At 63.1% G+C, this 23,456-nt stretch carries 24 protein-coding genes, 1 pseudogene and 1 riboswitch; of the genes and pseudogenes, 15 read left to right on the forward strand and 10 right to left on the reverse strand.

The window, feature by feature from the left end:
* The first annotated feature begins 106 nt into the window (after positions 1-106).
* From GDH07_RS17230 to GDH07_RS17245, 4 genes are all read left to right on the forward strand, one after another.
* Positions 107-664 carry a hypoxanthine-guanine phosphoribosyltransferase gene (locus GDH07_RS17230; protein ID WP_152898373.1) on the forward strand — a complete coding sequence of 186 codons (558 nt, stop codon included), beginning with the start codon at positions 107-109 and terminating at the stop codon, positions 662-664.
* 3 nt (positions 665-667) lie between these two features.
* The gene (locus tag GDH07_RS17235; protein WP_152898374.1) at positions 668-1,141 is read left to right on the forward strand and encodes a WbuC family cupin fold metalloprotein; all 474 of its coding nucleotides are present in this window, start codon (positions 668-670) and stop codon (positions 1,139-1,141) included.
* Between the two features lie 143 nt (positions 1,142-1,284).
* The gene (locus tag GDH07_RS17240) at positions 1,285-1,770 is read left to right on the forward strand and encodes a hypothetical protein (RefSeq protein ID WP_053132015.1); all 486 of its coding nucleotides are present in this window, start codon (positions 1,285-1,287) and stop codon (positions 1,768-1,770) included.
* 63 nt (positions 1,771-1,833) lie between these two features.
* The gene (locus tag GDH07_RS17245) at positions 1,834-2,121 is read left to right on the forward strand and encodes a PA4642 family protein (RefSeq protein ID WP_022640869.1); all 288 of its coding nucleotides are present in this window, start codon (positions 1,834-1,836) and stop codon (positions 2,119-2,121) included.
* A 90-nt stretch (positions 2,122-2,211) separates the two neighbouring features.
* Here the strand turns inward: GDH07_RS17245 and mqo are convergent, their stop codons facing one another.
* Positions 2,212-3,723, reverse strand: a complete 1,512-nt coding sequence (gene mqo / locus GDH07_RS17250) for a malate dehydrogenase (quinone) (protein ID WP_053132011.1) — start codon at positions 3,721-3,723, stop codon at positions 2,212-2,214.
* 745 nt (positions 3,724-4,468) lie between these two features.
* A complete protein-coding gene (locus GDH07_RS17255; RefSeq protein WP_103324062.1) occupies positions 4,469-4,702 on the reverse strand; it encodes a hypothetical protein in 234 nt (77 codons plus the stop codon).
* A gap of 206 nt (positions 4,703-4,908) precedes the next feature.
* On the opposite strand from GDH07_RS17255, the gene GDH07_RS17260 reads away from it, so the two are divergent.
* Entirely contained in the window at positions 4,909-5,493 is a 585-nt protein-coding gene (locus GDH07_RS17260; protein ID WP_152898375.1) for a YajG family lipoprotein, read from the forward strand.
* 134 nt (positions 5,494-5,627) lie between these two features.
* On the opposite strand, the gene GDH07_RS17265 is transcribed toward GDH07_RS17260, so the two are convergent.
* Positions 5,628-5,834 (reverse strand): hypothetical protein, encoded by a 207-nt coding sequence (locus tag GDH07_RS17265; RefSeq protein WP_022640865.1) that lies wholly within the window; start codon positions 5,832-5,834, stop codon positions 5,628-5,630.
* Positions 5,835-6,023: 189 nt separating this feature from the next.
* Here GDH07_RS17265 and GDH07_RS17270 point away from each other — a divergent pair, with 189 nt between their 5' ends.
* Entirely contained in the window at positions 6,024-6,311 is a 288-nt protein-coding gene (locus GDH07_RS17270; RefSeq protein WP_178124084.1) for a hypothetical protein, read from the forward strand.
* 67 nt (positions 6,312-6,378) lie between these two features.
* Here the strand turns inward: GDH07_RS17270 and GDH07_RS17275 are convergent, their stop codons facing one another.
* Positions 6,379-7,545, reverse strand: coding sequence for a 1-acyl-sn-glycerol-3-phosphate acyltransferase (locus tag GDH07_RS17275; RefSeq protein WP_053132005.1), 1,167 nt, complete (start codon positions 7,543-7,545; stop codon positions 6,379-6,381).
* A gap of 141 nt (positions 7,546-7,686) precedes the next feature.
* On the opposite strand from GDH07_RS17275, the gene GDH07_RS17280 reads away from it, so the two are divergent.
* Genes GDH07_RS17280 through GDH07_RS17290 form a run of 3 tightly spaced genes read left to right on the forward strand, consistent with a single transcriptional unit; the run spans position 7,687 to position 8,805 of the window.
* Complete coding sequence (locus tag GDH07_RS17280) at positions 7,687-7,869, forward strand: CPXCG motif-containing cysteine-rich protein (RefSeq protein WP_022640863.1); 183 nt, start codon at positions 7,687-7,689, stop codon at positions 7,867-7,869.
* Between the two features lie 19 nt (positions 7,870-7,888).
* The gene (locus tag GDH07_RS17285) at positions 7,889-8,149 is read left to right on the forward strand and encodes a putative signal transducing protein (RefSeq protein WP_022640862.1); all 261 of its coding nucleotides are present in this window, start codon (positions 7,889-7,891) and stop codon (positions 8,147-8,149) included.
* A gap of 35 nt (positions 8,150-8,184) precedes the next feature.
* Positions 8,185-8,805 (forward strand): SOS response-associated peptidase, encoded by a 621-nt coding sequence (locus tag GDH07_RS17290; protein WP_053132002.1) that lies wholly within the window; start codon positions 8,185-8,187, stop codon positions 8,803-8,805.
* Between the two features lie 24 nt (positions 8,806-8,829).
* On the opposite strand, the gene GDH07_RS32880 is transcribed toward GDH07_RS17290, so the two are convergent.
* Positions 8,830-9,672, reverse strand: a complete 843-nt coding sequence (locus GDH07_RS32880) for a methyl-accepting chemotaxis protein (RefSeq protein WP_371857880.1) — start codon at positions 9,670-9,672, stop codon at positions 8,830-8,832.
* A gap of 12 nt (positions 9,673-9,684) precedes the next feature.
* A pseudogene (locus GDH07_RS32885) lies at positions 9,685-11,034 on the reverse strand (methyl-accepting chemotaxis protein); the annotation flags it as partial.
* A 208-nt stretch (positions 11,035-11,242) separates the two neighbouring features.
* Between GDH07_RS32885 and GDH07_RS17300 the strand changes: the two are divergent.
* Positions 11,243-12,064: a M48 family metallopeptidase gene (locus GDH07_RS17300; RefSeq protein ID WP_152898378.1), complete on the forward strand. Its 822-nt coding sequence runs from the start codon at positions 11,243-11,245 to the stop codon at positions 12,062-12,064.
* 76 nt (positions 12,065-12,140) lie between these two features.
* Here GDH07_RS17300 and GDH07_RS17305 read toward each other — a convergent pair whose 3' ends face one another.
* The 3 genes from GDH07_RS17305 to GDH07_RS17315 all read right to left on the reverse strand — a co-directional run bounded on the left by GDH07_RS17305 (position 12,141) and on the right by GDH07_RS17315 (position 14,985).
* The gene (locus GDH07_RS17305) at positions 12,141-12,725 is read right to left on the reverse strand and encodes a TMEM165/GDT1 family protein (RefSeq protein WP_022640859.1); all 585 of its coding nucleotides are present in this window, start codon (positions 12,723-12,725) and stop codon (positions 12,141-12,143) included.
* 88 nt (positions 12,726-12,813) lie between these two features.
* Positions 12,814-12,937, reverse strand: a riboswitch (yybP-ykoY riboswitch).
* Positions 12,938-12,988: 51 nt separating this feature from the next.
* Positions 12,989-13,987 carry a methyltransferase gene (locus tag GDH07_RS17310; protein WP_152898379.1) on the reverse strand — a complete coding sequence of 333 codons (999 nt, stop codon included), beginning with the start codon at positions 13,985-13,987 and terminating at the stop codon, positions 12,989-12,991.
* 32 nt (positions 13,988-14,019) lie between these two features.
* Positions 14,020-14,985: a 2-hydroxyacid dehydrogenase gene (locus tag GDH07_RS17315; protein WP_152898380.1), complete on the reverse strand. Its 966-nt coding sequence runs from the start codon at positions 14,983-14,985 to the stop codon at positions 14,020-14,022.
* An 84-nt stretch (positions 14,986-15,069) separates the two neighbouring features.
* Here GDH07_RS17315 and GDH07_RS17320 point away from each other — a divergent pair, with 84 nt between their 5' ends.
* Complete coding sequence (locus GDH07_RS17320) at positions 15,070-15,699, forward strand: LysE family translocator (RefSeq protein WP_053131993.1); 630 nt, start codon at positions 15,070-15,072, stop codon at positions 15,697-15,699.
* Here the strand turns inward: GDH07_RS17320 and GDH07_RS17325 are convergent.
* On the reverse strand, positions 15,683-16,456 hold the full coding sequence (locus GDH07_RS17325; RefSeq protein WP_152898381.1) for an AraC family transcriptional regulator: 774 nt from the start codon (positions 16,454-16,456) through the stop codon (positions 15,683-15,685). The genes GDH07_RS17320 and GDH07_RS17325 overlap by 17 nt on opposite strands.
* Before the next feature lie 86 nt (positions 16,457-16,542).
* Between GDH07_RS17325 and GDH07_RS17330 the strand changes: the two genes are divergently transcribed.
* The 4 genes from GDH07_RS17330 (at position 16,543) to GDH07_RS17345 (ending at position 23,177) form a co-directional block, all read left to right on the forward strand.
* Positions 16,543-17,727 (forward strand): MFS transporter, encoded by a 1,185-nt coding sequence (locus GDH07_RS17330; RefSeq protein ID WP_152898382.1) that lies wholly within the window; start codon positions 16,543-16,545, stop codon positions 17,725-17,727.
* Between the two features lie 145 nt (positions 17,728-17,872).
* Entirely contained in the window at positions 17,873-19,555 is a 1,683-nt protein-coding gene (locus GDH07_RS17335; RefSeq protein WP_152898383.1) for a fatty acid--CoA ligase, read from the forward strand.
* A gap of 337 nt (positions 19,556-19,892) precedes the next feature.
* Complete coding sequence (locus GDH07_RS17340; RefSeq protein ID WP_152898384.1) at positions 19,893-21,782, forward strand: DUF1302 domain-containing protein; 1,890 nt, start codon at positions 19,893-19,895, stop codon at positions 21,780-21,782.
* A 30-nt stretch (positions 21,783-21,812) separates the two neighbouring features.
* Positions 21,813-23,177 (forward strand): DUF1329 domain-containing protein, encoded by a 1,365-nt coding sequence (locus GDH07_RS17345; RefSeq protein WP_085594817.1) that lies wholly within the window; start codon positions 21,813-21,815, stop codon positions 23,175-23,177.
* Positions 23,178-23,456: the final 279 nt, after the last annotated feature.

Here is a 23,456-nt window from a genome sequence, read left to right on the forward strand (position 1 = left end):
TGTCCTATAGACATAAAGTACGTTAGTCCAGAAACGCTTGATCTGGCGGGGCCGGATGCGTACCTTTGCCCGCTTTTCCGAAACTGCCACCCCCTTGGAGAGCGCCATGTCCGCTGATCTCGAGCATATCCGTCAAATCATGCGCGAGGCTGACTGCCTGTACACCGAAGCTGAAGTCGAGGCGGCCATCGCCCGGATCGGTGCACAAATCACTGAAGAACTGGCTGAGCGTAATCCGGTGGTGTTCTGTGTCATGAACGGCGGGCTGATCTTCGCTGGCAAGTTGCTGACGCACTTGCGTTTTCCCCTGGAAGCCTCCTATCTGCATGCGACCCGGTATCGCAACGGAACCAGCGGTGGCGAGCTGTTCTGGAAATCCAAGCCGGAAATCTCCTTCATCGACCGCGACGTGCTGATCATCGACGACATCCTCGACGAAGGGCACACCCTGACCGCCATCATCGATTTCTGCCACCATGCCGGCGCCCGCGCCGTGCATACCGCGGTACTGATCGACAAGGATCATGACCGCAAGGCCCGTCCCGACCTCAAGGCCGACTACATGGGCCTGCCCTGCGTCGACCGTTATGTCTTCGGCTACGGCATGGACTACAAGGGCTACTGGCGCAACGCCGCCGGCATCTATGCCGTGAAGGGCCTGTAAGACATGGCCGGGCCGAGCTTTCTCGATCAAGCGTTGTTCAGCGACCTGGCAGAGAAGGCCGCGGCCAACCCCCGTGGTCGCCAGCACCACAACTTCCACGCCATGGAAGAGCCCTGCCATCGCCTGGCGGTGGGGTTGCAGCCCTCGACCTATATCCCGCCCCATCGCCACCTGAGTGCCGATAAAGCCGAGACCTTGCTGGTGCTCAAGGGCCGCCTGGGCCTGTTGGTCTTCGACGAGGCCGGCCAGCTCCAGGACAAGCGCGAGCTGCAGGCCGGTGGCGACTGCGTTGGCGTGGATATACCGGCTGGGGTGTTCCATGGCCTGGTGGCCCTGGAGCCCGATAGCCTGATGTTCGAATGCAAGGCCGGGCCTTATCGTGCGTTGAATGCGAACGAACAAGCGACCTGGGCGCCCCGCGAAGGCGAGCCCGGCGTAGCCGAGTACCTGGCCTGGATGCGCGCGCAGTTCGACTGACGCCCGCGATCCTGCCAGGGGGTGAATCACTGAAGGCGGCGCTTTCCCCGGGGAACGCCGCCTTCGGCATTGATGGCCGCCCGGTGGCTGCAATATCCGGGGAAAGCCGTGCTAGAGTGCTCGGCCCTTGCCTGGAGCCTGTCATGAGCCTGTTGATTCGCGGTAGCGCAGTCCTTCTTCTGAGCTTGAGCCTGCCCCTGGCGGCCGCCCCGGCGCCCTTGCATGGGCAGTTCCTGCCGCCGGACGACCTGACCCTGCGCGATGCGGTGCCTGAACAACAGCAACTGCTGCAGGTCACCGAATATTCGGTGGTCATCGGCAGCCAGCGCCAGTCCAACCAGCAGCCGATTCCGGTAACTTCGCCGGTCTGGGTGCGGCTCAAGGGCAAGCCCTTGAACAAGGGCGCCACCATCAGCCAGGTATTGGTCAACTTCGATGGCGAAAGCAAAAGCCTGAAAAAACCGCAATACGATGCCCAGAGCCGAACCCTGACCCTCTATTACCCGCTGGCCCAGTACCGGGCGGTGATGGACCTGCTGCGCAACGACACCGTGTATTGCCAGTTCCTCAGCTATGCCAACGGCCACATCTGGGCCGACCTGCATACCGGCAGCGTGCGTCCGCGTTGAGGCTGGAGGCGGGCTGGAGGTAAACTGCCCGCCCTGTGAAATGTCTGCGAGCTGGAGTCGGCGATGCGTAAAGATAAGAAACAAGTGATTGGTGACGAGATCGGTGATGAGCAGGTCAAGTTGTTCCTCGATTTCGAACCGGCCGATGCCACCTCGCCGTCCCTGCACAAGCTGATCAAGGCCTATCGCGGCCTGCGTATCGATGACTTCGAGCGCTTCCTGGGCTTTTTCGTCGCCGCCGGTTACGACCTGGACGGCCGGGACGAGCAGGGCAAGACCTTCGTCGAGCTGATCCGTGACCAGCGCAACGGCGCCGACTACATCGAACTGATGGACAAGGCCCGCGGCTGATTGCGCTTTGTCCGGTGTGCCTAAGCTATTGGCCAGGCATAAAAAAACGCCCCGTCCTGCAAAGGACGGGGCGTTTTTCATGGTCGCGGATCAAGCGTAGCTTTCGGTTTCCTTGCTTGGCTCCACCAGCTCCAGGCGCAGATTGTTCTCGCTGTTGATCTTGTGATACAGCGCGGCGTCGGTAGCCAGGACCTTTTCCCGTGCCGGGAAGATTTCCTTGAGCTTGGCGGCCCATTCGCCGCTGGTCTTGGCCGGGAAGCAGCGTTCGATCAGTTCCAGCATGATCGATACGGTCACCGAGGCGCCAGGCGAGGCGCCCAGCAGGGCGGCCAGGGAACCGTCCTTGGCGGCCACCAATTCGGTGCCGAACTGCAGGATGCCGCCTTTCTTCGGATCCTTCTTGATGATCTGCACCCGCTGGCCGGCCACTTCCAGGCGCCAGTCCTCGGCCTTGGCTTCAGGATAGAACCGACGCAGGGATTCCAGGCGCTGCTCCATGGACTGCATGACTTCGCTGACCAGGTACTTGGTCAGGTCCATGTTGTCGCGAGCCACGGCCAGCATCGGGCCGATGTTGCCGGCGCGAACCGACATCGGCAGGTCCATGAACGAACCGTGCTTGAGGAATTTGGTAGTGAAGCCGGCATAAGGTCCGAACAGCAGGGATTTCTTGCCATCGACCACGCGGGTGTCCAGGTGCGGTACGGACATCGGTGGCGAACCCACGGCGGCCTGGCTGTAGACCTTGGCCTGGTGGTGCTTGACCACTTCCGGGTTGTCGCAGCGCAGCCACTGGCCGCTGACCGGGAAGCCGCCGAAGCCCTTGCTCTCCTCGATGCCCGAAGCCTGCAGCAACGGCAGGGCCGCGCCGCCGGCGCCGAGGAAGACGAACTTGGCGTCGACTTCGCGGGTGTTGCCGCTGTTGACGTCCTTGATGCTCACGGTCCAGCCGTTGGCCTTGTTGCGCTTGAGGCCGGTGACGCGCTTGCAGTACTTGACCTGGGCGTCGGGGGCGCTGGTCAGGTGCTTGAGCAACTGGTTGGTCAGGGCGCCGAAGTTGACGTCGGTACCGTTGATGACCCGGGTGGCGGCGATGGTTTCATCCGCCGGGCGGCCCGGCATCATCAGCGGCATCCACTCGGCCATCTTGGCCTTGTCCTCGGTGTACTCCATGTCCGCGAAGGCATGGTGCTGGCTCAGCACTTCATGGCGCTTCTTGAGGTAGGCGACACCCTTGTCGCCCTGGACGAAGCTCAGGTGCGGCACCGGATTGATGAAGGACCTGGACGAGCCGAAGGTGCCTTTGCGGGTCAGGTAGGACCAGAACTGCTTCGACACCTCGAACTGGGTGTTGATGTGCACGGCTTTCTTGATATCGATGCTGCCATCGGCGGCCTGTGGCGTGTAGTTCAGCTCACAGAGGCCAGCGTGGCCGGTACCGGCGTTGTTCCACGGGTTGGAACTCTCCGCGGCACCCGAATCCATCAGCTCGACGACTTCCAGCTTGATCGCGGGGTCGAGCTCCTTGAGCAGTACAGCGAGGGTGGCACTCATGATGCCGGCCCCGACCAATACAACGTCTACTGCTTCGTTATGCGCCATTAACGCGTCTCCAAAATCTGCAGCACCAAATTGACGGCATGGCTGCCAGGAGTGACGGGGCGATTCACGTGGTGCCCCAGGTTACCCATGGCCAGGATTGCCATGTCCGAGTCTTCGCAATTCTTTGCAACTTCTGCGGACGCTACCAACCGGGCCTCAAGGTGCATATGAACGCATCTCGGGGAGCCTCGGGGCAATTCGACTTATGGTCGATACATCCGCCAGTGCAACCAAATCCGTCAGCGGACAGGCTTCAAGCTTCAGCTCTCGAGGAGCGCTCGGACCTGTGTAATCGGGCTGTTGTAGAGGCTAATGGTGCCAGTTCAGACGCAAAACTATTCATTTGCTCGCCACACTCTTGTGAAGTTGTGAAAACCCGTTTTTTCACGCTCTTTTGAAGACGTGAACCTCAAAAAAGGGCTGCCTCGGCCTGGCACCTGGCCCGAGCGGTGGTACCGGCATGACAGGGGCATGCGGGCACGACGGGCGAACAGCATAAGTGTCCGAGCAATGGCAGCTCTGCAGATTCGTGAAAAGTGGAGGGTTGCAAGGTGGGACAACAGCAAGCACGCCAGCTTCACTCGATCTGTGTGGGCGGCTCTCTGTGGGCGGTGCGGGGTGCCAAGGCAGTGGCGTTGGCGGTACTGCGAGGCCCGATCAGGAGACGTCCTTATAATCGGGGGGAGATTGTAACGAAGAAATGTGCAGAAATGATCCTGTTTCGCGACTTTTATTAGGCTTTTGGTCAGGTGGCTAGTATCGGTCGCGCCCCGGTGACCACGCTGCGCGGGCTCACGCGGGCGCTGGCGGGCAGCATCTGGTGCAGCCAGTTCAGGCGGATCTCCTGGATTTCCACCCAGCCGTCGCCGACAGGTGCCTCGATACTATGGCGAAATGCCTGGCAGCGGCCCTGGCAATCCAGCAGGGCGAAGCTACGGAACTCATGGCGTGGAGCGAACAGGGAGCGAAGGAGCTTCATGACCAGGCACCTAGTGTGTCATTGACGATAAGCATGCCGCCGAGCCGTTACATCATCGTGTATTACGGGTGAACGGCAGGTTACAGGAACCTGCTTGTACGGGACCTGTCCGAGTGATGACTTAAGTCCCCGGCAATGCTGGTTTGCCGCTGTCGTGCACCGCTATACTGCGGGCCTGTTTGTGCCTGATTCCTGGAGAAATGAGCATGTTGCAACGCCTGTTGTTCGGTTTGATCACTGTGGCCAGCCTGTCGCTGGCAGGCTGCGCCCACAGCCCGCAACAACTCACTCCGGAGCCCAAGCTCACCTCCCAGCTGGCGCCAGTGGGCCATGGCCAGCCGGTGGTGGTGAGGGTGGTCGATGGCCGTTCGTCCCCTGTATTGGGCACCCGTGGTGGCCTGTACCCTGAAACCAGCTCGATCACCGTGCAGGGCGCGCAGATCCTGCCCAAACTGCAGGCCCAGGCCGAGGCTGCGGTGCGCCTGCTGGGCTTCACCCCGACTGCCGGTGGCAGCAATGCCCCCCAGTTGACCGTGACCCTGGCCGAGCTCAAGTATCAATCGCCCAAGGAAGGCATGTACGTGACCGAGGCGACCATCGGTGCGACCTTCCGCTCCGACGTGCAGAACGCCAACCGCCGCTACAGCGGCCGCTATGGTGCTTCCCTGGACCAGCGCTTCGGCATGGCGCCGAACCAGGACACCAACACCAAGCTGGTGGGCGACGTACTGAGCGACGCGCTGACCCGTCTGTTCAAGGATCCGAGCATCGGCCAGATCCTCGGCGAGTGATGCGCACCCTGTAGCTGCCCGTCGCCGGCTGCGAGCAAGCCCACACGGTCTTGTTTGACGCTATAAACCGACAGATGCAAAAAAGCCCGGGTCCCTTGGACGCCGGGCTTTTTCATTGCCTGTCGGGCAGTGCTTCATGCCGCTTCGACGTAGAAGTCCAGCACGCTGACGCCGGTCAGCAGGTCGGTCTCCGGCAAGTCCGCGTGTTGATGCCCGCCCAGGGCGCAATACACCAGCCAATGACGATCCTGGACGTTGAAGGCCAGGGCTCCGACCAGCGCCTGCTGTTCCTCGCTAGGGGCGATCAGGTAGAGGCGGTCCTGGTTTTCTGCATGCAACATGACAAGCTCCGTGGGGCATCGAGGGGCGACAGACTGGCTTGTTCAGATGACGAAAAGATGACGATCTAAATTAATTGCCCGGCGCCTCGTTACTGGTCGGAAAGGTCCGCGGGGCCGCCCGGGGATGAGTAGAATCCGCGCCGCGGGCGCACTCGACGGCCCGAACACCGGTCTTTTTCGAGGTTCATGATGTCGTTGCAAATGTTCTGGTCGATGTTCAATGCCCATCCCGGCAAGCTGATCAACCTGTTCGCCCTGCTATTGGCCTGCCCGGGCAGCTGGCTGTTGCACGCCACTCGTCGCCGCGAGCAGCGGGCCCTGGCCAACCTGGCAGTCCAGAGTGAAGAACGGGCGGTGGACCAGCCCATGCTGATGCTCGACCCGGCCACCCTGCGCATCAACCGCTTCTTCTATCGTTTCGGTTTCGCCTGCCTGGGCCTGGCGCTGCTGGTGTCCTGGATCAGCACGCGGTTCTGATCGCCCACCTGGCCACGAATACGACAACGGCGCCCCCAGGCGCCGTTGTGCTTTAGCAGGCCGGGCTCTACAGCGCCAGGCCGGCCTTGACCCGATACTGGTTGCGGACCGGAGTCGCATACTGCAGCACCAGGTAGGGGCGATGCTCCGGCGGGCATTCTTGCAGGCGACGCTGCCATTCCTGCTCGGCCTTGGCCAGTTCCTGGGCCGGGAACACCTCGGCGGCGCTGGGCACCTGCAGTTGCGGATCGGCATCGCTCCACTGGGCATAGGCCAGGTAGTGCACCGGGAACAGCCGGTAGCCGCCGAGGATCTGCCGATCCATTTCCATGGCCAGTTGCTTGGTATCTTCGAACTTTTCGCTGATGGGCGTGGCGAAGTTCACGTGGACCCGGCCCTTGTAGCCGGTGATGCCCTTGGCGATGCTCACGTCGTCTTCCCCCGGTGCCTTGGTGTAGCTGCCGGTGGTGGCGCGGATATACAGCTCCCGGGCCTTGGCCTGGTCGCAAGGATCGTATTCGTAGCTGATGGACACCGGCGTCAGGTTCAGTGACTGGATCACTTCGCCGAACGGTTCGTCCTTGCGGCTCATGTGGAACATCTTGAGGATCGCCGACTCGGTACGGTCGTCGCCGTCCTTGGCCCGGCCCTCGGCCTGGGCGATCCAGATCGACTGGCCGTCGTTGCGGATCGAGTGGTTGATGTAGGCCGACAACAGTTGGTAGGCCGCGAGCTTTTCCCTCCGCCCGCTGAGGGAGCGATGCACGATGAAGCTCTTGTTCAGGCGCATCAGATCGCTGACGAATGGTTTCTGCAGCAGGTTGTCACCGATGGCGATGCGCGGGGTCGGCAGGCCGGCGTGATAGACCGCATAGTTGACGAATGCCGGGTCCATGACGATATCGCGATGGTTGGCCAGGAACACGTAGGCGGTTCCCGACTTGAATTGCTCGACGCCGGTATAGGTCACGCCGTCGGTGGCGCGTTCGATGGTGTGGTCGACATAGAACTCGACCTTGTCCTGCAAGGTCGCCACCGAGGTGATGCCGGCGAATTCGCGGCGCAGGCGGTGAGCGATCAGGGGCTTGAGCAGCCAACCGAAAGTGTTGGCAAAACGCGGGAAGCGAAAGTGGGTGAGGATATCTAGGAATGCCTTGTCGCTGAGCAGCCGGGCCAGCACCGCTGGTACTTCGCTGTCGTGGTAAGGTCGGATGGCATCGAATTCGCCCATCATGCTCTCTTGTTGGAAACGGCTAGGGTAAGAAGAAGGTTCGGATCGAAAAAAAGCCGGGCGCGGTCTGAAGATTCAGCTCAAGCATTAAAAGCCCTGCAAATAGACCGGCGATTATACGCATAAGTCACTCGGGAGACCGCGATGCTGGAAACCGACCATTATCAATGTCCTTACTGCGGCGAACAGGCAGAGGCGGTGCTGGACCTGTCCGCCGGCGACCAGACCTATATCGAGGACTGCCCGGTTTGCTGCCGGCCCATCGTGTTCACGCTGCAGACCGATGGCCAGGAATGGATGCTGGATGTGCACGCGGAAAACGACTGAACCTGGGGGAGTAGTGCTTATGCAGCGGATCTACGAGCCGGAAAATCTGATGGAAGGCGAACTGCTCCAGCGCATGCTGGCCAGCGAGGGCATCGAGGCGCACCTGCAGGGACGCGACTTGTTGGGCGGGGCAGGGGAGTTGCCGGTCTTCGGGCTGTTGGCGCTGTCGGTGGAAAACCACGAGGCGCAGCGCGCGCGGGAACTGATCGCTGCGTACAATGCCGCCCTGCCGTTGCCCTTCGAAGAGCCGGAGGGTTTTGCCGGCGTGCTGGTCTGTTAGGCTGAGCGCCGATTTGCCGAGAGTCGTATTGCCCCATGTGTGGACGTTATGCCCTGTTTCGCTGGAACCCCGCCTTCGCGGCCTTGCCGGGATTTCCCGCGGACCAGCGGGCCCAATGGAATATTTCGCCGAATGATTCGGTGCTGATCCAGCGCCTGGAGAACGACCAGCGTACCCTGGCCAGGGCTCGTTGGGGCTTGACCCCGGCCTGGTTGACCGACCTGTCCCGTACCCCGGCCCACGCCCGGGCAGAAACTCTGGCCGAGCAACCGATGTTCCGCCAGGCGTTTCGCGAACGGCGCTGCCTGCTGCCGGCCAACGGTTTCTATGAATGGCGCGGAGGCAGCCGCAAGCGTCCCTACTGGCTGACGCCGGGGGAAGGGTCGTCGATCTTCTTCGCTGCGATCTGGGAGGCTTATCCGGTACAGGAGCAGGTCTGGTTGAGCACCGCGGTGGTGACCCAGGCGGCTTCTACCCTGCGCCGCCCGCTGATCCTCGACGCTGCCGGCCAGGATGCCTGGCTGGATCCGCAGACTCCCCTGCATGTCCTGCACGCCTTGCTGGCCAGCCCGCCCGCGGCCTTGCGCGAGCGGGTCCTGGCCAACCTGGTCAACGATCCCAAGCTCAATGGGCCGGAGTGCCTGACCCCCGCTTGAGGCCGGGGCGAGGCACCTCGTCATTCAGACCCTGAACTGGTTGATCAGCCGGCGTTGCTGTTCGGCCAGCTTGGTCAGGCCGGCGCTGGCGGCGCTGGACTCGTCGGCCCCGCCAGCCACTTCGTTGGCCACCTGGCCGATGTTGATCACGTTGCGGTTGATGTCCTCGGCCACCGCGCTCTGCTCCTCGGCGGCGCTGGCGATCTGGGTGTTCATGTCGTTGATCACCGAGACCGCCTGGGTGATGGTCTCCAGGGCCTGGGCCGCCTTGGCCGCATGCTCCACGCTCTGGTCGGTCTTGTGCTGGCTGTCCTCCATGACCCGCACCACTTCCCGGGTGCCTTGCTGCAGTTGCTGGATCATCGACTGGATTTCCTCGGTGGCCTGCTGGGTCTTTTGCGCCAGGTTGCGCACCTCGTCGGCGACCACCGCGAAGCCGCGGCCTTGCTCGCCGGCACGGGCGGCCTCGATCGCTGCGTTGAGGGCCAGCAGGTTGGTCTGCTCGGCGATCCCGCGGATAGCGATGAGGATGGCGTTGATGTTCTCGCTGTCCTTGGCCAGGGTCTGCACCACGGTCACCGCGCGACCGATCTCTTCGGCCAGGGCGGCGATGGCGCTGGAGGTATCACGCACCACCTGCATGCCCTGGCTGGCGGCCTGGTCGGCATGGCTGGCCGCTTGTGCAGCCTGGGTCGCGTTGCGTGCCACGTCCTGGGCGGTGGCGGTCATCTCGTGCACCGCAGTGGCCACCTGGTCGATTTCCACCATCTGCTTGTGTACGCCCTGGTTGGTGCGGATGGCGATATCGGCGGTGTGTTCCGAGGAGTCGCTGACACTCTGCACCGAGGTCACCACCTGGCTGATCATCGCCTGCAACTTGGCCAGGAAGGTGTTGAAACCCTTGGCGATCGAGCCCAGCTCATCGGCCCGGTCACTGCTCAGGCGGCGAGTCAGGTCGCCTTCGCCCTGGGCGATATCGTCGAGCATCGCCACCATCTGCCGCAGCGGCCGAGCGATGCCGTGGCCCACCAGCCAGATCACCAGCAGGCCGACGCCGGCGATCACCAGGCCGACCATGGCCATGCCGAAAATGTCGGCCTGGCGCTGTTCGGCCAGGTCGCCCTGGAGCTTGTCCAGGTCAGCCATTACCGCGCCCAGGGGCAGCTGCAGCATCAGGGTCCACTGGGCATCGGTCTGGCCGATGCCGAAGGGCAGGTAGAGGGCGATCTTGCCGTTGGCCTGGTCGACGTCATAGGTCACCTCGCCGCGCTTGAGATTGGACAGCTTGGCGACGGTATCGCTGTTGAGTACGTCGCTGACCTTCTCGCCGAACTTGCCGGGGTCCTTGGTGTAGGCCACCAGGCGCGCGTTGCCGCCGATCAGGGCCATCTCGCCGGCGCCGCCGTAGAGCTTCTGGTTGGCGCCCACCAGCATGTCCTGGATGAAGTTCACCGACAGGTCGGCACCGACTATGCCCTGGAACTTGCCGTCCAGCAGGATGGGCTGGATGAAGGAGGCGAGCATCACCACCTTGTCGCCGACCTTGTAAGGCGCGGGATCGATCACGCAGGACTTGAGGTTGTCCTTGGAGCACAGGTAGTACTCGCTGGCCCGCACCCCGGTGGACAGCACGGTCCGGTCGTTGACGTCGGCCAGCTTGTCCAGGCCCAGGCTGGAGTCCTGGTTGCGGAACCACCAGGGCAGGAAGCGGCCGCTAGCGGCATCGATGCCGACCACGCTGGTGCCGACGTAGGCCCCGTCGTTGTGGTCGATGGCGTTGGGCTCCCAGCCTATATAGGCGCCGAGGATCTTCGGGTTCTGGCTGACGTTTTCCTTGATCAGGGCGATCAGCTGTTCGCGGCTCAGGCTCAGTTGCGCCTGGCCCTGGGCATCCCGGCTGCCCATCAGGGCGTTGACCCGCACCAGGCCTGCGGCAATCAGCAGCGGCGCCTCCAGTTCCCGCTGGATCTGGCTGACCTGGGTCTGCGCCAGGCCACTCAAGCGTTGCTCGATGACTTGCTCGAACTGGGCCTGGGTCCTTTCCTGCACCATTTGCTGGGTCCGGGCGCCGGAGAACAGGGCATACAGCACCAGGGCTGCAACCACGCTGAGGACGATGGCTCCGGCCAGTGCGGCCACCGAAAACTGGATCGACTTGAACTTCATAGAGGCTCCGGGCGCAGGAATTGAGGTCTGCCGTGCTGTATCGGCCGCAGCCCTGTGGGTCATTAGCCCGGATTGCACAAATGACGCCTGGAAGGAGGAGGAGGTCGCTAGCGGCAAGGTGCCACATCAAATGCCACGGGCCCTGGGGACAAGATGAATTTTTTCCTGCAGCGCTGACCCGTATCCCAATTGCGAGCAAAAAACCGTTTTGCATCTGGCGCGGATACCAACTCGCCCTTAGGATACGCGCCATGTTTTCAGGGAGGTTTTCATGAAGAAGAAGTCATTGGTTGTATGTGCACTGAGCGCCGCGGTATTGCTCAGTGGTTGCGAGACGGTCAATACCACCAACGCAGGTGTGGTGGGCGTGGATCGCAAACAGTCCATGATCAGCCTGGTATCCAGCGCCGAGGTCAACCAGTCCTACGCACAGTCCTACCAGGAGACCCTGAGCGAGGCCAGCAGCCAGGGCGCACTGGACAAGACCAGCGCCAACGCCAAGCGCCTGCAGGTCATCGCCAACCGCCTGATTGCCCAGGCCCCGAACTTCCGTCCGGATTGCGCGCAGTGGAAATGGGAAGTCAACCTGATCAAGAGCGATGAGCTCAACGCCAACTGCGGTCCTGGCGGCAAGATCATTTTCTACTCCGGCCTGATCGAGCAGCTGAAGCTGACCGACGATGAAATCGCCGCGGTGATGGGCCACGAGATCGCCCACGCCCTGCGTGAGCACGGTCGCGAGGCGATGTCCAAGCAGTACGCGCTGGGTGCCGGCAAGCAGATCGCGACCCTGTTCGGTGTTTCCCAGCAGACGGTTGCCCTGGGCGACAACGGCGTCAACCTGTTGATGACCCTGCCCAACAGCCGTGAGAACGAGAACGAGGCTGACCTGATCGGCCTGGAGCTGGCCGCCCGTGCCGGCTACAACCCGAACGCGGCCATTACCCTGTGGAACAAGATGGGCCAGGCTGCCGGTGGTTCCGCGCCGCCCGAGTTCATGAGCACTCACCCGGCGTCCACCAGCCGTATCGCCTCGTTGCAGGCGGCAATTCCCAAGGTGATGCCGCTGTACCAGCAGGCCAAGAAGTCCTGATCCACCGCGTCAACCGATGATGCATTCGCCGGCAAGGCGGTTCCCGTAACGGGGGCTGCCTTGCCGGCGTTTTCGTTTACAGCCAGCCGCTGCTCTGCATGGCCTTGTACACCGCGACCAGGGCCAGGATGACGAACGCCGATGCCGCCAGGCGCCGGATCAGGGTCAACGGCAGTTTGTCCGCGGCGAAGTTGCCGGCAAGCACCACTGGGACGTTGGCGATCAGCATGCCCAGGGTGGTGCCGATGATCACCAGCCACAATTCCGGATACTGCGCAGCCAGCATCACCGTGGCGACCTGGGTCTTGTCGCCGATCTCGGCCAGGAAGAAGGCGATCAGGGTCGTGAGGAAGGGGCCGAACTTGCGCGCGGTGGTGGCTTCGTCGTCGTCCATCTTGTCCGGCACCAGGGTCCACAGCGCGGTGGCGGTGAAGCTGGCGGCGAGGATCCAGTGCAGGGTCGCATCCGAGAAGAAGCTGCCGAACCAGGCGCCTACCGCACCGGCGGCCGCATGGTTGGCCAGGGTCGCGGCGACGATGCCGGCGATGATCGGCCAGGGTTTGCGAAAGCGCGCAGCGAGGATCAGGGCAAGCAGTTGCGTCTTGTCGCCGATTTCGGCCAAGGCAACGATTGCGGTGGGAACGAGCAGGGAGTCCAGCATCAGGGTTTTCCTAAGGGGCGGGTCGACACGGCTATGACACGTACAGCCTTCCCGCCCCGGGTAAGGTGTGCGTGTCATAGGTCTTGTCAAACCCGGCAGCCCGTCTGTGCGGACTCTTGGGTCGCATGCGCCATGGTCTTCGGACCAAGTATGTTGACGCATGCCGGACGAGCGTGGCGCTCGTGGGAGACTACTCCCCTAGGACGGAGCGGATTCTGCCTAGGCAAAATCCTTTCGGCAAGCCTTGTTTGTGAAAAAGACGCTCAGCCGCGCTTGGCCCGGTAGATGCGGAAACCATCGCCTTCGGCCTTGACCGCGCAGGGCCCCAGGTGCTCTTCGATCAGTGGCTGGTAGCGCAGGAAACTATTGGCGACTACCCGCAGTTCGCCGCCTTTTTCCAGATGTTCCCTAGATTTTCTCAGCAGGTTTTCCGTGGCCTGATAGTCGGTGTGGACCCCGGTATGGAACGGCGGATTGGTCAGGATGCAGTTCAAGCCCATGGGCGCGGCATCGATACCGTCCCCGGTCAGGACTTCGCCTTCCAGGCCGTTGGCTGCCAGGGTCAGGCGGCTGCTCCGGGCTGCGAAGGCGTCCACGTCCAACAGGGTCACGCGGGTTTGCGGATAGCGGCGCTTGACCGTCGCCCCCAGCACTCCGGCGCCACAACCGAAATCCAGCAGGTGGCCGGCAGGCAAGTGGTCCAGGTGTTCGAGCAGCAGCGCGGTGCCGCGATCCAGGCGGCCATGGCTGAACACGCCGGGCAGGCTGACGACCTTCAGCGGGCCTTCGGCCAATGGCAACAGGTACTCCTGGGCCAGGCTCTCCAGGGCCACAGGTTCGGGGGCGTTGCTCACCGTGACCTGCCACAGCTGGCAATGCCTGGCGCTATCGAGCTTGCGCGGCTTGCCGAAGGCGGCGAGCTGCTTGGCGGTACTTTCCACGCCGGCGCGTTTTTCCCCCACCAGGTACAGCTCGCGCCCGGCCAGGCGCGAAGCCAGGGTGTTGAGCAGGTAGTGGGCCAGGTCCTTGGACTTGGGCAGGAACAGCACGGCGCTGTCGAAGGCGCTGTCCGGGGCGTTCACCCCGAAATGACAGCGGTCCGGGAAGCGAGCTTGCAGCGCCGTGTGGTCGCCGGCGTGCCAGCTCCAGCCCTGGGCGGCCGGCAGGCGGCCGAGCAGGTCATCGGCGCTCAGGCCGGCCAGCAGTACCTGGCCCTGGAACAGCTCGGCCTGGCGTAAGAGTATTTCGCTGCGTATGTCCATCGTCCGCACCTGAAAAAAAGTGGCGCAGTCTATCAATTTACGACCCGCAGCGGTTCACCATTGAAGAAGGCCCGGGCATTTTCCACCAGTTGGCCGACGATGCGCTGGCGGGCTTCGCGACTGCCCCAGGCGTTGTGCGGGGTTACGATCAGGCGCGGGATATCGGCCTCCAGCAAGGGGTTGCCGTTGACCGGCGGCTCGACACTCAGGACGTCGGTGGCCGCGCCCCCCAGGTGGCCGCTGCGCAGAGCGTCGGCCAGGGCCTGTTCGTCGATCAGCCCCCCGCGGGCGGTGTTGACCACCAGGGCCCCGGGCTTGAGCAGGGCCAGCTCCCGGGCGCCGATCAAGTTACGGGTGTGTTCGTTGAGCGGGCAGTGCAGGGTCAGGGCGTCCACCTGGGGCAGCAGTTCGTCCAGGGGCAGGCGGTCGGCGCGCAGCGGGCGTCCGGGGATCTGTCCCAGGACCACGCGCATGCCGAAGGCTTCGGCCAGGCGTGCCACCGCGCCGCCCAGTTCGCCATGGCCCAGCAGGCCCAGGGTCTTGCCCGCCAGCTCCATGATCGGGAATTCCAGCAGGCAGAACTGGCTGGCCTGCTGCCAGCGTCCGGCAGCCACGGCCTGTTGATAATCGGCGACCCGTGTCGCCAGGTTGAGCAGCAGCATCAGGGTGTGCTGGGCCACCGACGGCGTGCCGTAGCCCTGGCAGTTGCTGACGGTGATGCCCTGGCGCCGGGCGGCTTCCAGGTCGATGTTGTTGGTGCCGGTGGCCGTCACCAGGATCAGTCGCAGCTCGGGACAGGCGGCCAGGGCCTGGGCGTTGATCGCCACCTTGTTGCTGATGGCCACCTGGGCTCCTTGCAGGCGCTCGGCCACCTGTTCCGGGGACGTATGGGCATGCAAGTGCAAGGAACTGAAACTGTCGTGCAGCGCCCCCAGATCCAGGTCACCCAAGTCCAGCGAACTGTGATCGAGGAAGACGGCGCGGCGATTGTCGGTCATGAACTGTACCTTTCGTGCGAGGAAACCAAGGCGTAATCTGCCGAGCCTAACAGATGAAATAATTAGACATATACAGGAGCCTGCATGTACCTCACCGAGTTCTTGACCGTTGCCCTCATCCATCTGCTGGCGGTGGCCAGCCCCGGCCCGGACTTTGCCGTGGTGGTGCGCGAAAGCGTGACCCATGGCCGTCGCGCCGGCACCTGGACCGCCCTGGGAGTGGGTTCGGCGATCTTCCTGCACGTGGGGTACTCGTTGCTGGGGATCGGCCTGATCGTTTCCCAGTCCATCGTGCTGTTCAACGCCCTGAAGTGGCTGGCCGCCGCCTACCTGCTGTACATCGGCTACAAGGCCCTGCGTGCCCAGCCAGCCAAGCCGGCCACGGACGACCTGCACAAGGAGGCCGGCGTGCGCACCGCCCGCGGAGCCTTCACCTCAGGTTTCGTCACCAATGGCCTGAATCCCAAGGCGACGCTGTTCTTCCTCTCGCTGTTCACCGTGGTGATCAACCCTCATACACCACTGGCGATCCAGGCCGGCTATGGGGTCTACCTGGCGGCGGCCACGGCCCTGTGGTTCTGCCTGGTGGCCATGCTGTTCAGCCAGCAGCGGGTGCGGGCTGGTTTCGCCCGCATGGGCCATTGGTTCGATCGCACCATGGGTGCGGTGCTGATCGCCATCGGTGTCAAGCTGGCCTTCACCGAGATGCATTGAGGGCACTGAGCTGGTTCAGGGACGCCACGTAATGCCGTGGCGTATCCCCGAGCAAGCGCTGGAACATGGCGCTGAAGGCCCGGGTGCTGCCATAGCCCAGTGAGTCGGCCACGCTGTGCACGCTTTCCCCGGCGAGCAGGCGTGGCAGGGCTTCCATCAGGCGCAGTTGCTGGCGCCAGGCGTTGAAATTCATCCGCACCTGCTGCTGGAACAGCCGCGCCAGGGTCCGTGAGCTGGCGCCCACCTGCTGCGCCCAATCCTCCAGGGTGTAGCAATGGTCGGGAGTGCGCAGCAGGGCCAGGCAGATGGCTTGCAGGCGGCGGTCCTGGGGCATCGGGATATGCAGCGGCAGGTTCTCCAGGCCGGCGATCTCCTCCAGCATCAGTTGCTGGATCAGCGGGTTGCGGGCCTGCTTCGGGCCTTGCACCGCGCGCAGGATCAATTCCCTCAACAGCGGTGTGACCGCCAGTACGCAGCACTGCTGCAAGGATGCCGGACAGAGTTCGGCGGCGATGAACAGCGTGCGCATGCGCACTTCCCCGGCCATGAAGATCTCATGCTCCACCAGTGGTGGAATCCATACTGCGCGGGTCGGAGGGATGACCCAGGCGCCATGGGCGGTCACCAGGCGCATGGTGCCGCAGGCGGCGTAGAGGAACTGCGCCTCGTGATGACAGTGCAGCGGCTGGTGCGCGGCATCGGCGTAGTCCCTGGAGTAGGCGCTGACCGGGCCCTGCTGGAAGTGGCTGATTAACATGTCCGTTCCGATGACTTTGTTGTCCAGAATGCTGTTTGTCGCCAACCTAGCATAGGCGTCACCTTCACTACCTGCAGCGTGCCGCCATGAACCAAGCCCGAAATGTCATCCGCTACGTCAATGCCGCCCATGTCATCGACCACATGTTCATGCTGATCTTCCCTGCGGCGGTACTGGGCATGACCCAGGCCTTCGCCATGGACTATGCCGCGCTGATCGGCTTGTCCCTGGGAGGTTTCATCGCCTTTGGCGCCTGTTCGCTGCCGGCCGGCTGGCTGGGCGACCACTGGAGCCGCCGACGGATGATGCTGCTGTTCTTCTTCGGCATCGGTGGTTCCTCGATCCTCACGGGCCTGAGCAGCAGCCCGGCGATGTTGACCCTGGGCCTGACCCTGATGGGGGTGTTCGCCGCCATCTATCACCCGGTGGGCACGGCGATGCTGGTGGCCTACGCTCGCAACCGTGGACGCGAGATCGGTATCAACGGCATGTGGGGCAACCTCGGGGTGGCCTTCTCGGCGCTGCTCACCGGCTTCCTGGTGGCCCGCTTCGGCTGGCGTTCGGCATTCATCCTGCCAGGGGCCGTGGCGATCGTGCTGGGTATCGGTTTTGCCTGGCAGGTGCGTGAGGAGCCGGTCCCGGTCCGGGCCCATGCGCCGCTCAAAGGGCAGGGCGGACAGCAGATCTCGATGTTCCTGGTGTTCGCTGTCCTGGCGCTGGCCACGGCCACTGGCGGCGTGGTGTTCAACGCCACCACCATGACCTATCCGAAACTGTTCCAGGAGCGCTTGCTGGACGTCTTCACCTCGCCGCAGACCCTGGGACTGGTGGTGAGCCTGGCCTACGCCTTCGGTGCGGTGGCGCAGTTGACCATGGGACGACTGTTGCATCGCTTCAGCCTGAAATGGCCATTCATCGTCATGACCCTGTTCCAGGGGCCTTTGTTGCTGGCGCTGGCCCATGCTGAGGGCTGGAATGTGATTGTGCTGGGCGCGGCGTTCATGTTCGTGGTGTTCGGCCAGGTCACGGTCAACGATGCGATGGTCGCCAACTTCGTCGCCCCCCAGTGGCAGGCCCGGGTATTCGCCTTGCGTTACTGCCTGTCGTTCGGTGCCAGCGCCACGGCGATTCCGCTGATCGCCCTGGTGGAGCCGCGCCAGGGCCTGGCCGGGCTGTACCTGATCCTGGGCGCGATCGCGGCGCTGACCTTCGTCGCCGCCCTGGCTTTCCCCCGCACGCCGGCCGAAGCGGCGCTGGGCCAGCAGGCGTGATGGCACGCGGGGCCGCGCCGATACTGGCCTGGAGCTAGTATCAGGCGTCCCTGCAAATCATCCCTTTGGCTGATTTGGCTGGCGCGCAGGCACTCTAGAGTGAGTATTCTCCTGTTACGACCGAGCCGTCAGAAAAGGGATTCTTATGTTGCAGACTCGCGTTATCCCCCCCGCCGAAGGGGCCTACCAATACCCGCTCCTGATCAAGCGGCTGCTGATGTCCGGCAGCCGCTACGAGAAGACCCGCGAGATCATCTACCGCGACCAGTTGCGCTACACCTATCCGACCCTGATCGAGCGGGTGGCGCGCCTGGCCAACGTGTTGACCGCGGCCGGGGTCAAGGCCGGGGACACCGTGGCGGTGATGGACTGGGACAGCCATCGTTACCTGGAGTGCATGTTCGCCATCCCGATGATCGGCGCGGTCATCCACACCATCAACGTGCGCCTGTCGCCGGAGCAGATCCTCTACACCATGAACCACGCCGAGGACCGCTTCGTGCTGGTCAACAGCGAGTTCGTCGGCCTGTACCAGGCGATTGCCGGGCACTTGACCACGGTGGACAAGACCCTGCTGCTCACCGATGGCGAACAGAAGACCGCCGACCTGCCGAACCTGGTGGGCGAGTACGAGACCTTGCTGGCGGCCGCCAGCCCGCACTACCAGTTCGAGGACTTCGACGAGAACTCGGTGGCCACCACCTTCTACACCACCGGCACCACCGGCAATCCCAAGGGCGTGTACTTCACCCACCGCCAACTGGTGCTGCACACCATGGGCGTTTCCACCATCATGGGCGCCATCGACAGCGTGCGCCTGCTGGGCACCAACGACGTCTACATGCCCATCACCCCGATGTTCCACGTGCATGCCTGGGGCCTGCCCTACGTGGCCACCATGCTGGGCCTCAAGCAGGTCTATCCGGGGCGCTACGACCCCGAGTACCTGGTGGAGCTGTGGCGCCGGGAAAAAGTCACCTTCTCCCACTGCGTGCCGACCATCCTGCAGATGGTGCTCAATGCCAAGGCGGCCCAGGGCACGGATTTCGGCGGTTGGAAGATCGTCATCGGCGGCAGCGCCCTGAACCGCACGCTGTACGAGGCCGCCAAGGCCAGGGGTGTGCAGTTGACCGCCGCCTACGGCATGTCCGAGACCGGGCCGCTGGTGTCCTGCGCCCACCTCAACGATGAACTGATGGCGGGCAGCGAGGACGAGCGCACCACCTACCGGATCAAGGCCGGCGTGCCCGGGCCACTGGTGGAGGCGGCGATCGTCGACGCCGAGGGCAACTTCCTGCCGGCGGACGGCGAATCCCAGGGCGAGCTGGTACTGCGCGCACCCTGGTTGAGCGAGGGTTATTTCAACGAGCCGCAAAAGGGCGCCGAGCTCTGGGAGGGCGGCTGGCTGCATACCGGCGACGTGGCGACCCTGGACGGCATGGGCGTGATCGATATCCGCGATCGGATCAAGGATGTGATCAAGACCGGCGGGGAGTGGATCTCGTCCCTGGACCTGGAGGACCTCATCAGCCGGCATGTGGCGGTACGCGAAGTAGCAGTGGTGGGCATCGCCGATCCGCAATGGGGAGAGCGGCCGTTCGCCTTGCTGGTGGTCCGTGAAGGCCACGAGATCGGCGCCCGGGAGCTCAAGGAACACCTCAAGCCATTCGTCGAACTGGGGCACCTGAGCAAGTGGGCCATTCCCACCCAGATCGCCCTTGTTACGGAAATTCCCAAGACCAGCGTCGGCAAGCTCGACAAGAAGCGCATCCGCGTCAACATCAGCGAGTGGCAGGCCAGCAACAGCGCCTTTCTCTCCACCCTCTGAGTCTTTCCCGCCGTGTCCGCCCGGGCACGGCGCGCCCACCCTGCAAGCCTTTGCCTTGTACTCGCGGATTTTTCCGTCATCCTTGCCGGCCATTTTTCAACGGTTATGGCAACGGGCCGCTCCAGCACGGCCGGATGGCTGCAAATCACACTTTAGAGGGATCAAGCAGTAATCCTTGCTGGCTATAGTCCGTTAACAGTCTTTTTCGAGGGACGGGGCATTGCGGGGTATTGGCGCCACGCAACCCCAGGGCCTGCGCCAGTGTGCTGGCGCCGGTAACCGGGGCGGTCTCGGAAAAACCAACTGCCATAACAATAATGCACATGGAGTAGCGTCGATGACATCAGCAAACCAGTTCTGGCGCCGGGCGAAACTGCCCCTGGCCGTCGGTCTCGCCTCCACGCTCGCCGGGCCCGCATTCGGCGTCACCTTCAACGTCGGTGAAATCGAAGGCAGCTTCGATTCGTCCCTTTCCCTGGGGGCCAGCTGGTCGACCGCAGGGCGCAACAAGGATCTGATCGGGGTCAACAACGGCGGCAAGGGCTTGTCCCAGACCACCGACGACGGCCACTTGAACTTCAACAAGGGGCAGACCTTCTCGAAGATCTTCAAGGGCATCCATGACCTGGAGCTCAAGTACGGCGATACCGGTGTCTTCGTCCGTGGCAAGTACTGGTACGACTTCAAGCTCAAAGACGAAGACATGGACTTCAAGAACATCAGCGACAGCAACCGCAAGGAAGGCGCCAAGTCCTCCGGCGGGCAGATCCTCGATGCCTTCGTCTACCACAACTACTCCATTGCCGATGAACCGGGTTCGGTGCGCCTGGGCAAGCAGGTGGTGAGCTGGGGCGAGAGCACCTTCATCGGTGGCGGCATCAACTCGATCAACCCGATCGACGTCTCGGCGTTCCGCCGTCCCGGTGCCGAAATCAAGGAAGGCCTGATTCCGGTCAACATGTTCTACATCTCGCAGAACCTGACCGAAAACCTGTCGGCCGAAGCCTTCTACCAACTGGAATGGGACCAGACCGTCACCGACAACTGCGGGACCTTCTTCTCCCAGCCGGACAACATTTCCGACGGCTGCGATGACAACCTGCGCTTGCTGGCCAAGCGCTCGACCATCGCCGCCACGGCCCCGGGGCGAGCGGCGCTGGCGGCGATGCAGGCTCGTGGCGTCGATACCAACGAAGAGGGCACCCTGGTACGCCGCAGCGGCGACCGCGATGCCCGTGACGGCGGCCAGTTCGGCGTGGCCTTCCGCTACAACTTCGAGCCGCTGGACACCGAGTTCGGCGCCTACTTCATGAACTACCACAGCCGCGCGCCGATCTTCAGCGCTACCGCAGCACCGCAGTCGGCCTATGCCATGGCCCCGGGCTTCGGCACCCTGGCTCCGGTATGGATCGCCGGCAACTCGAAGTACTTCGTCGAGTATCCCGAGGACATCCGCCTGTACGGCCTGAGCTTCTCCACCACCCTGCCTACGGGGACCGCATGGAGCGGCGAGATCAGCTACCGGCCGAACGCGCCGGTCCAGCTCAACTCCACCGACATCCTGTATTCCGCCGTGCGTCCCTTGAAGGGAGCCTTTACCAACGCGTCGTTGCTGCAGGGCGTTGCAGGGCAGGACCTCAATGGCTATCGGCGTAAGGAAATCACCCAGTTCCAGACCACGCTCACGCATTTCTTCGATCAGGTCATGGGCGCCAGCCGCCTGACCCTGGTAGGTGAATTGGGTATTACCCGCGTGGGAGGCCTGGAGAGTAAATCGAAAGTGCGTTATGGCCGCGATCCTGTGTTCGGGCCCGGCGAGCTGCCGGCCACGTTCGGCCAAAACACTTGCGCCGGGCTCGACAACACCACCATTGCCGGTGCGGGTCCTGGAGCAAGTACTAGCAACGCCACCAAAAATTGCAACAACGATGGTTTTACGACCGCCACCTCCTGGGGCTACCGCGGCCGGGCGATCTGGGAATACCCGGATGTGTTCGCCGGCGTGAACCTCAAGCCCAACGTGGCCTGGTCCCATGACGTCAAGGGATACTCACCTGGTCCTGGCGGCAACTTCGAGGAAGGGCGCAAGGCCATCAGCCTGGGGCTGGACGCCGAGTACCAGAACACCTACACCGCGAGCCTGGCCTACACCAACTTCTTCGGTGGCGACTACAGCACCGTGGATGACCGGGATTTCCTCGCCTTGAGCGTTGGCGTGAACTTCTAAGCACATTGTATTTTCAGGAAGAACAACAATATGAAAATCACCAAGAGTCTGTTGCACGTCGGTGTGCTGGGACTGTCGCTGCTGGCTACCGCAGTCATGGCTGCGGTATCGGCCGACGAGGCTGCCAAGCTGGGCAGCAGCCTGACGCCGATGGGCGCCGAGATGGCCGGTAACGCCGCCGGCACCATCCCGGCCTGGAAGCCGCTGGCGACCAACGCCGGCAGCGTGGATGGCAAGGGTTTCCTGTCCAACCCCTATGGCAACGAACAACCGCAGTTCACCATCACCGCGCAGAACGTCGAGCAGTACAAGGACAAGCTGGCACCCGGGCAGTACGCGATGTTCAAGCGCTACCCGGACAGCTACAAGATGCCGGTATACGCCACCCACCGTGGCGCTACCGTGCCGGCTGATGTGTTCGCCGCCATCAAGCGCAACGCCACCAAGACCAACCTGGTCTCCGGCGGCAACGGCCTGGAGAACTTCGAGACGGCGATTCCGTTCCCGATCCCGAAAAGCGGGGTCGAGGTGATCTGGAACCACATCACCCGCTATCGCGGCGGCAGCGTGACCCGCCTGGTGACCCAGGCCACTCCGCAAGCCAACGGCTCCTACAGCCTGGTGTACTTCCAGGACCAGTTCGTGTTCCGCGACAAGATGAAGGACTACGACCCGAAGAACCCGGGCAACATCCTGTTCTACTTCAAGCAGAAGGTCACCGCTCCGGCGCGCCTGGCCGGTGGCGTGCTGCTGGTGCACGAAACCCTGGACCAGGTGAAGGAGCCGCGTTCGGCCTGGGTCTACAACGCCGGCCAGCGCCGTGTGCGTCGCGCCCCGCAAGTCTCCTATGACGGCCCGGGTACCGCCGCCGACGGCTTGCGTACTTCCGACAACCTGGACATGTACAACGGCGCTCCGGATCGCTACGACTGGAAGCTGGAAGGCAAGAAGGAGATGTACATCGCCTCCAACAGCTACAAGATCGACTCGCCGACCCTCAAGTACGCCGACATCATCAAGGCCGGCCACATCAACCAGGACCTGGCTCGCTACGAGCTGCGCCGGGTCTGGCATGTGGTCGCGACCCTGAAGGAAGGCCAGCGCCATATCTATGCCAAGCGTGACTTCTACATCGACGAGGACACCTGGCAGGCCGCAGTGATCGACCATTACGACGGTCGTGGCCAGCTGTGGCGCGTGGCCGAGGCCCATGCCGAGGACTACTACGACAAGCAAGTACCGTGGTACGCCCTGGAAACCCTCTACGACCTGCAGTCCGGCCGCTACCTGGCGCTGGGCATGAAGAACGAAGAGAAACAGGCGTATGACTTCGGCTTCACCGCCACCACCAGCGATTTCACCCCGGCCGCCCTGCGCCAGGACGGAGTTCGCTGATCCGCGTTACCCCTTAGAGGCCGCATCCTCGAAAATTGCCCCGGCTGGTTCGGGGCTTTTTTTTGCCTGTGGATAGGTCCGGGCCGGCTGACGTAGAAATCAGTGGCAATGCGACTATCTTTCTCGGGACGAATTGGGAGCTTGTCTAAATAAGCAAACGAAATATCGCCCAATAATTGCGGAATATCTGACCGATTTGGTCATAGTCTTTTTCGCGCGAATGGTCGCAAAAATCTTCAACAGGTGGCCTTTTACCGCTAGTCTGCGGACATCTGCTAC

It is taken from the genome of Pseudomonas piscis (assembly GCF_009380155.1).
GTDB classification, from domain to species: domain Bacteria; phylum Pseudomonadota; class Gammaproteobacteria; order Pseudomonadales; family Pseudomonadaceae; genus Aquipseudomonas; species Aquipseudomonas piscis.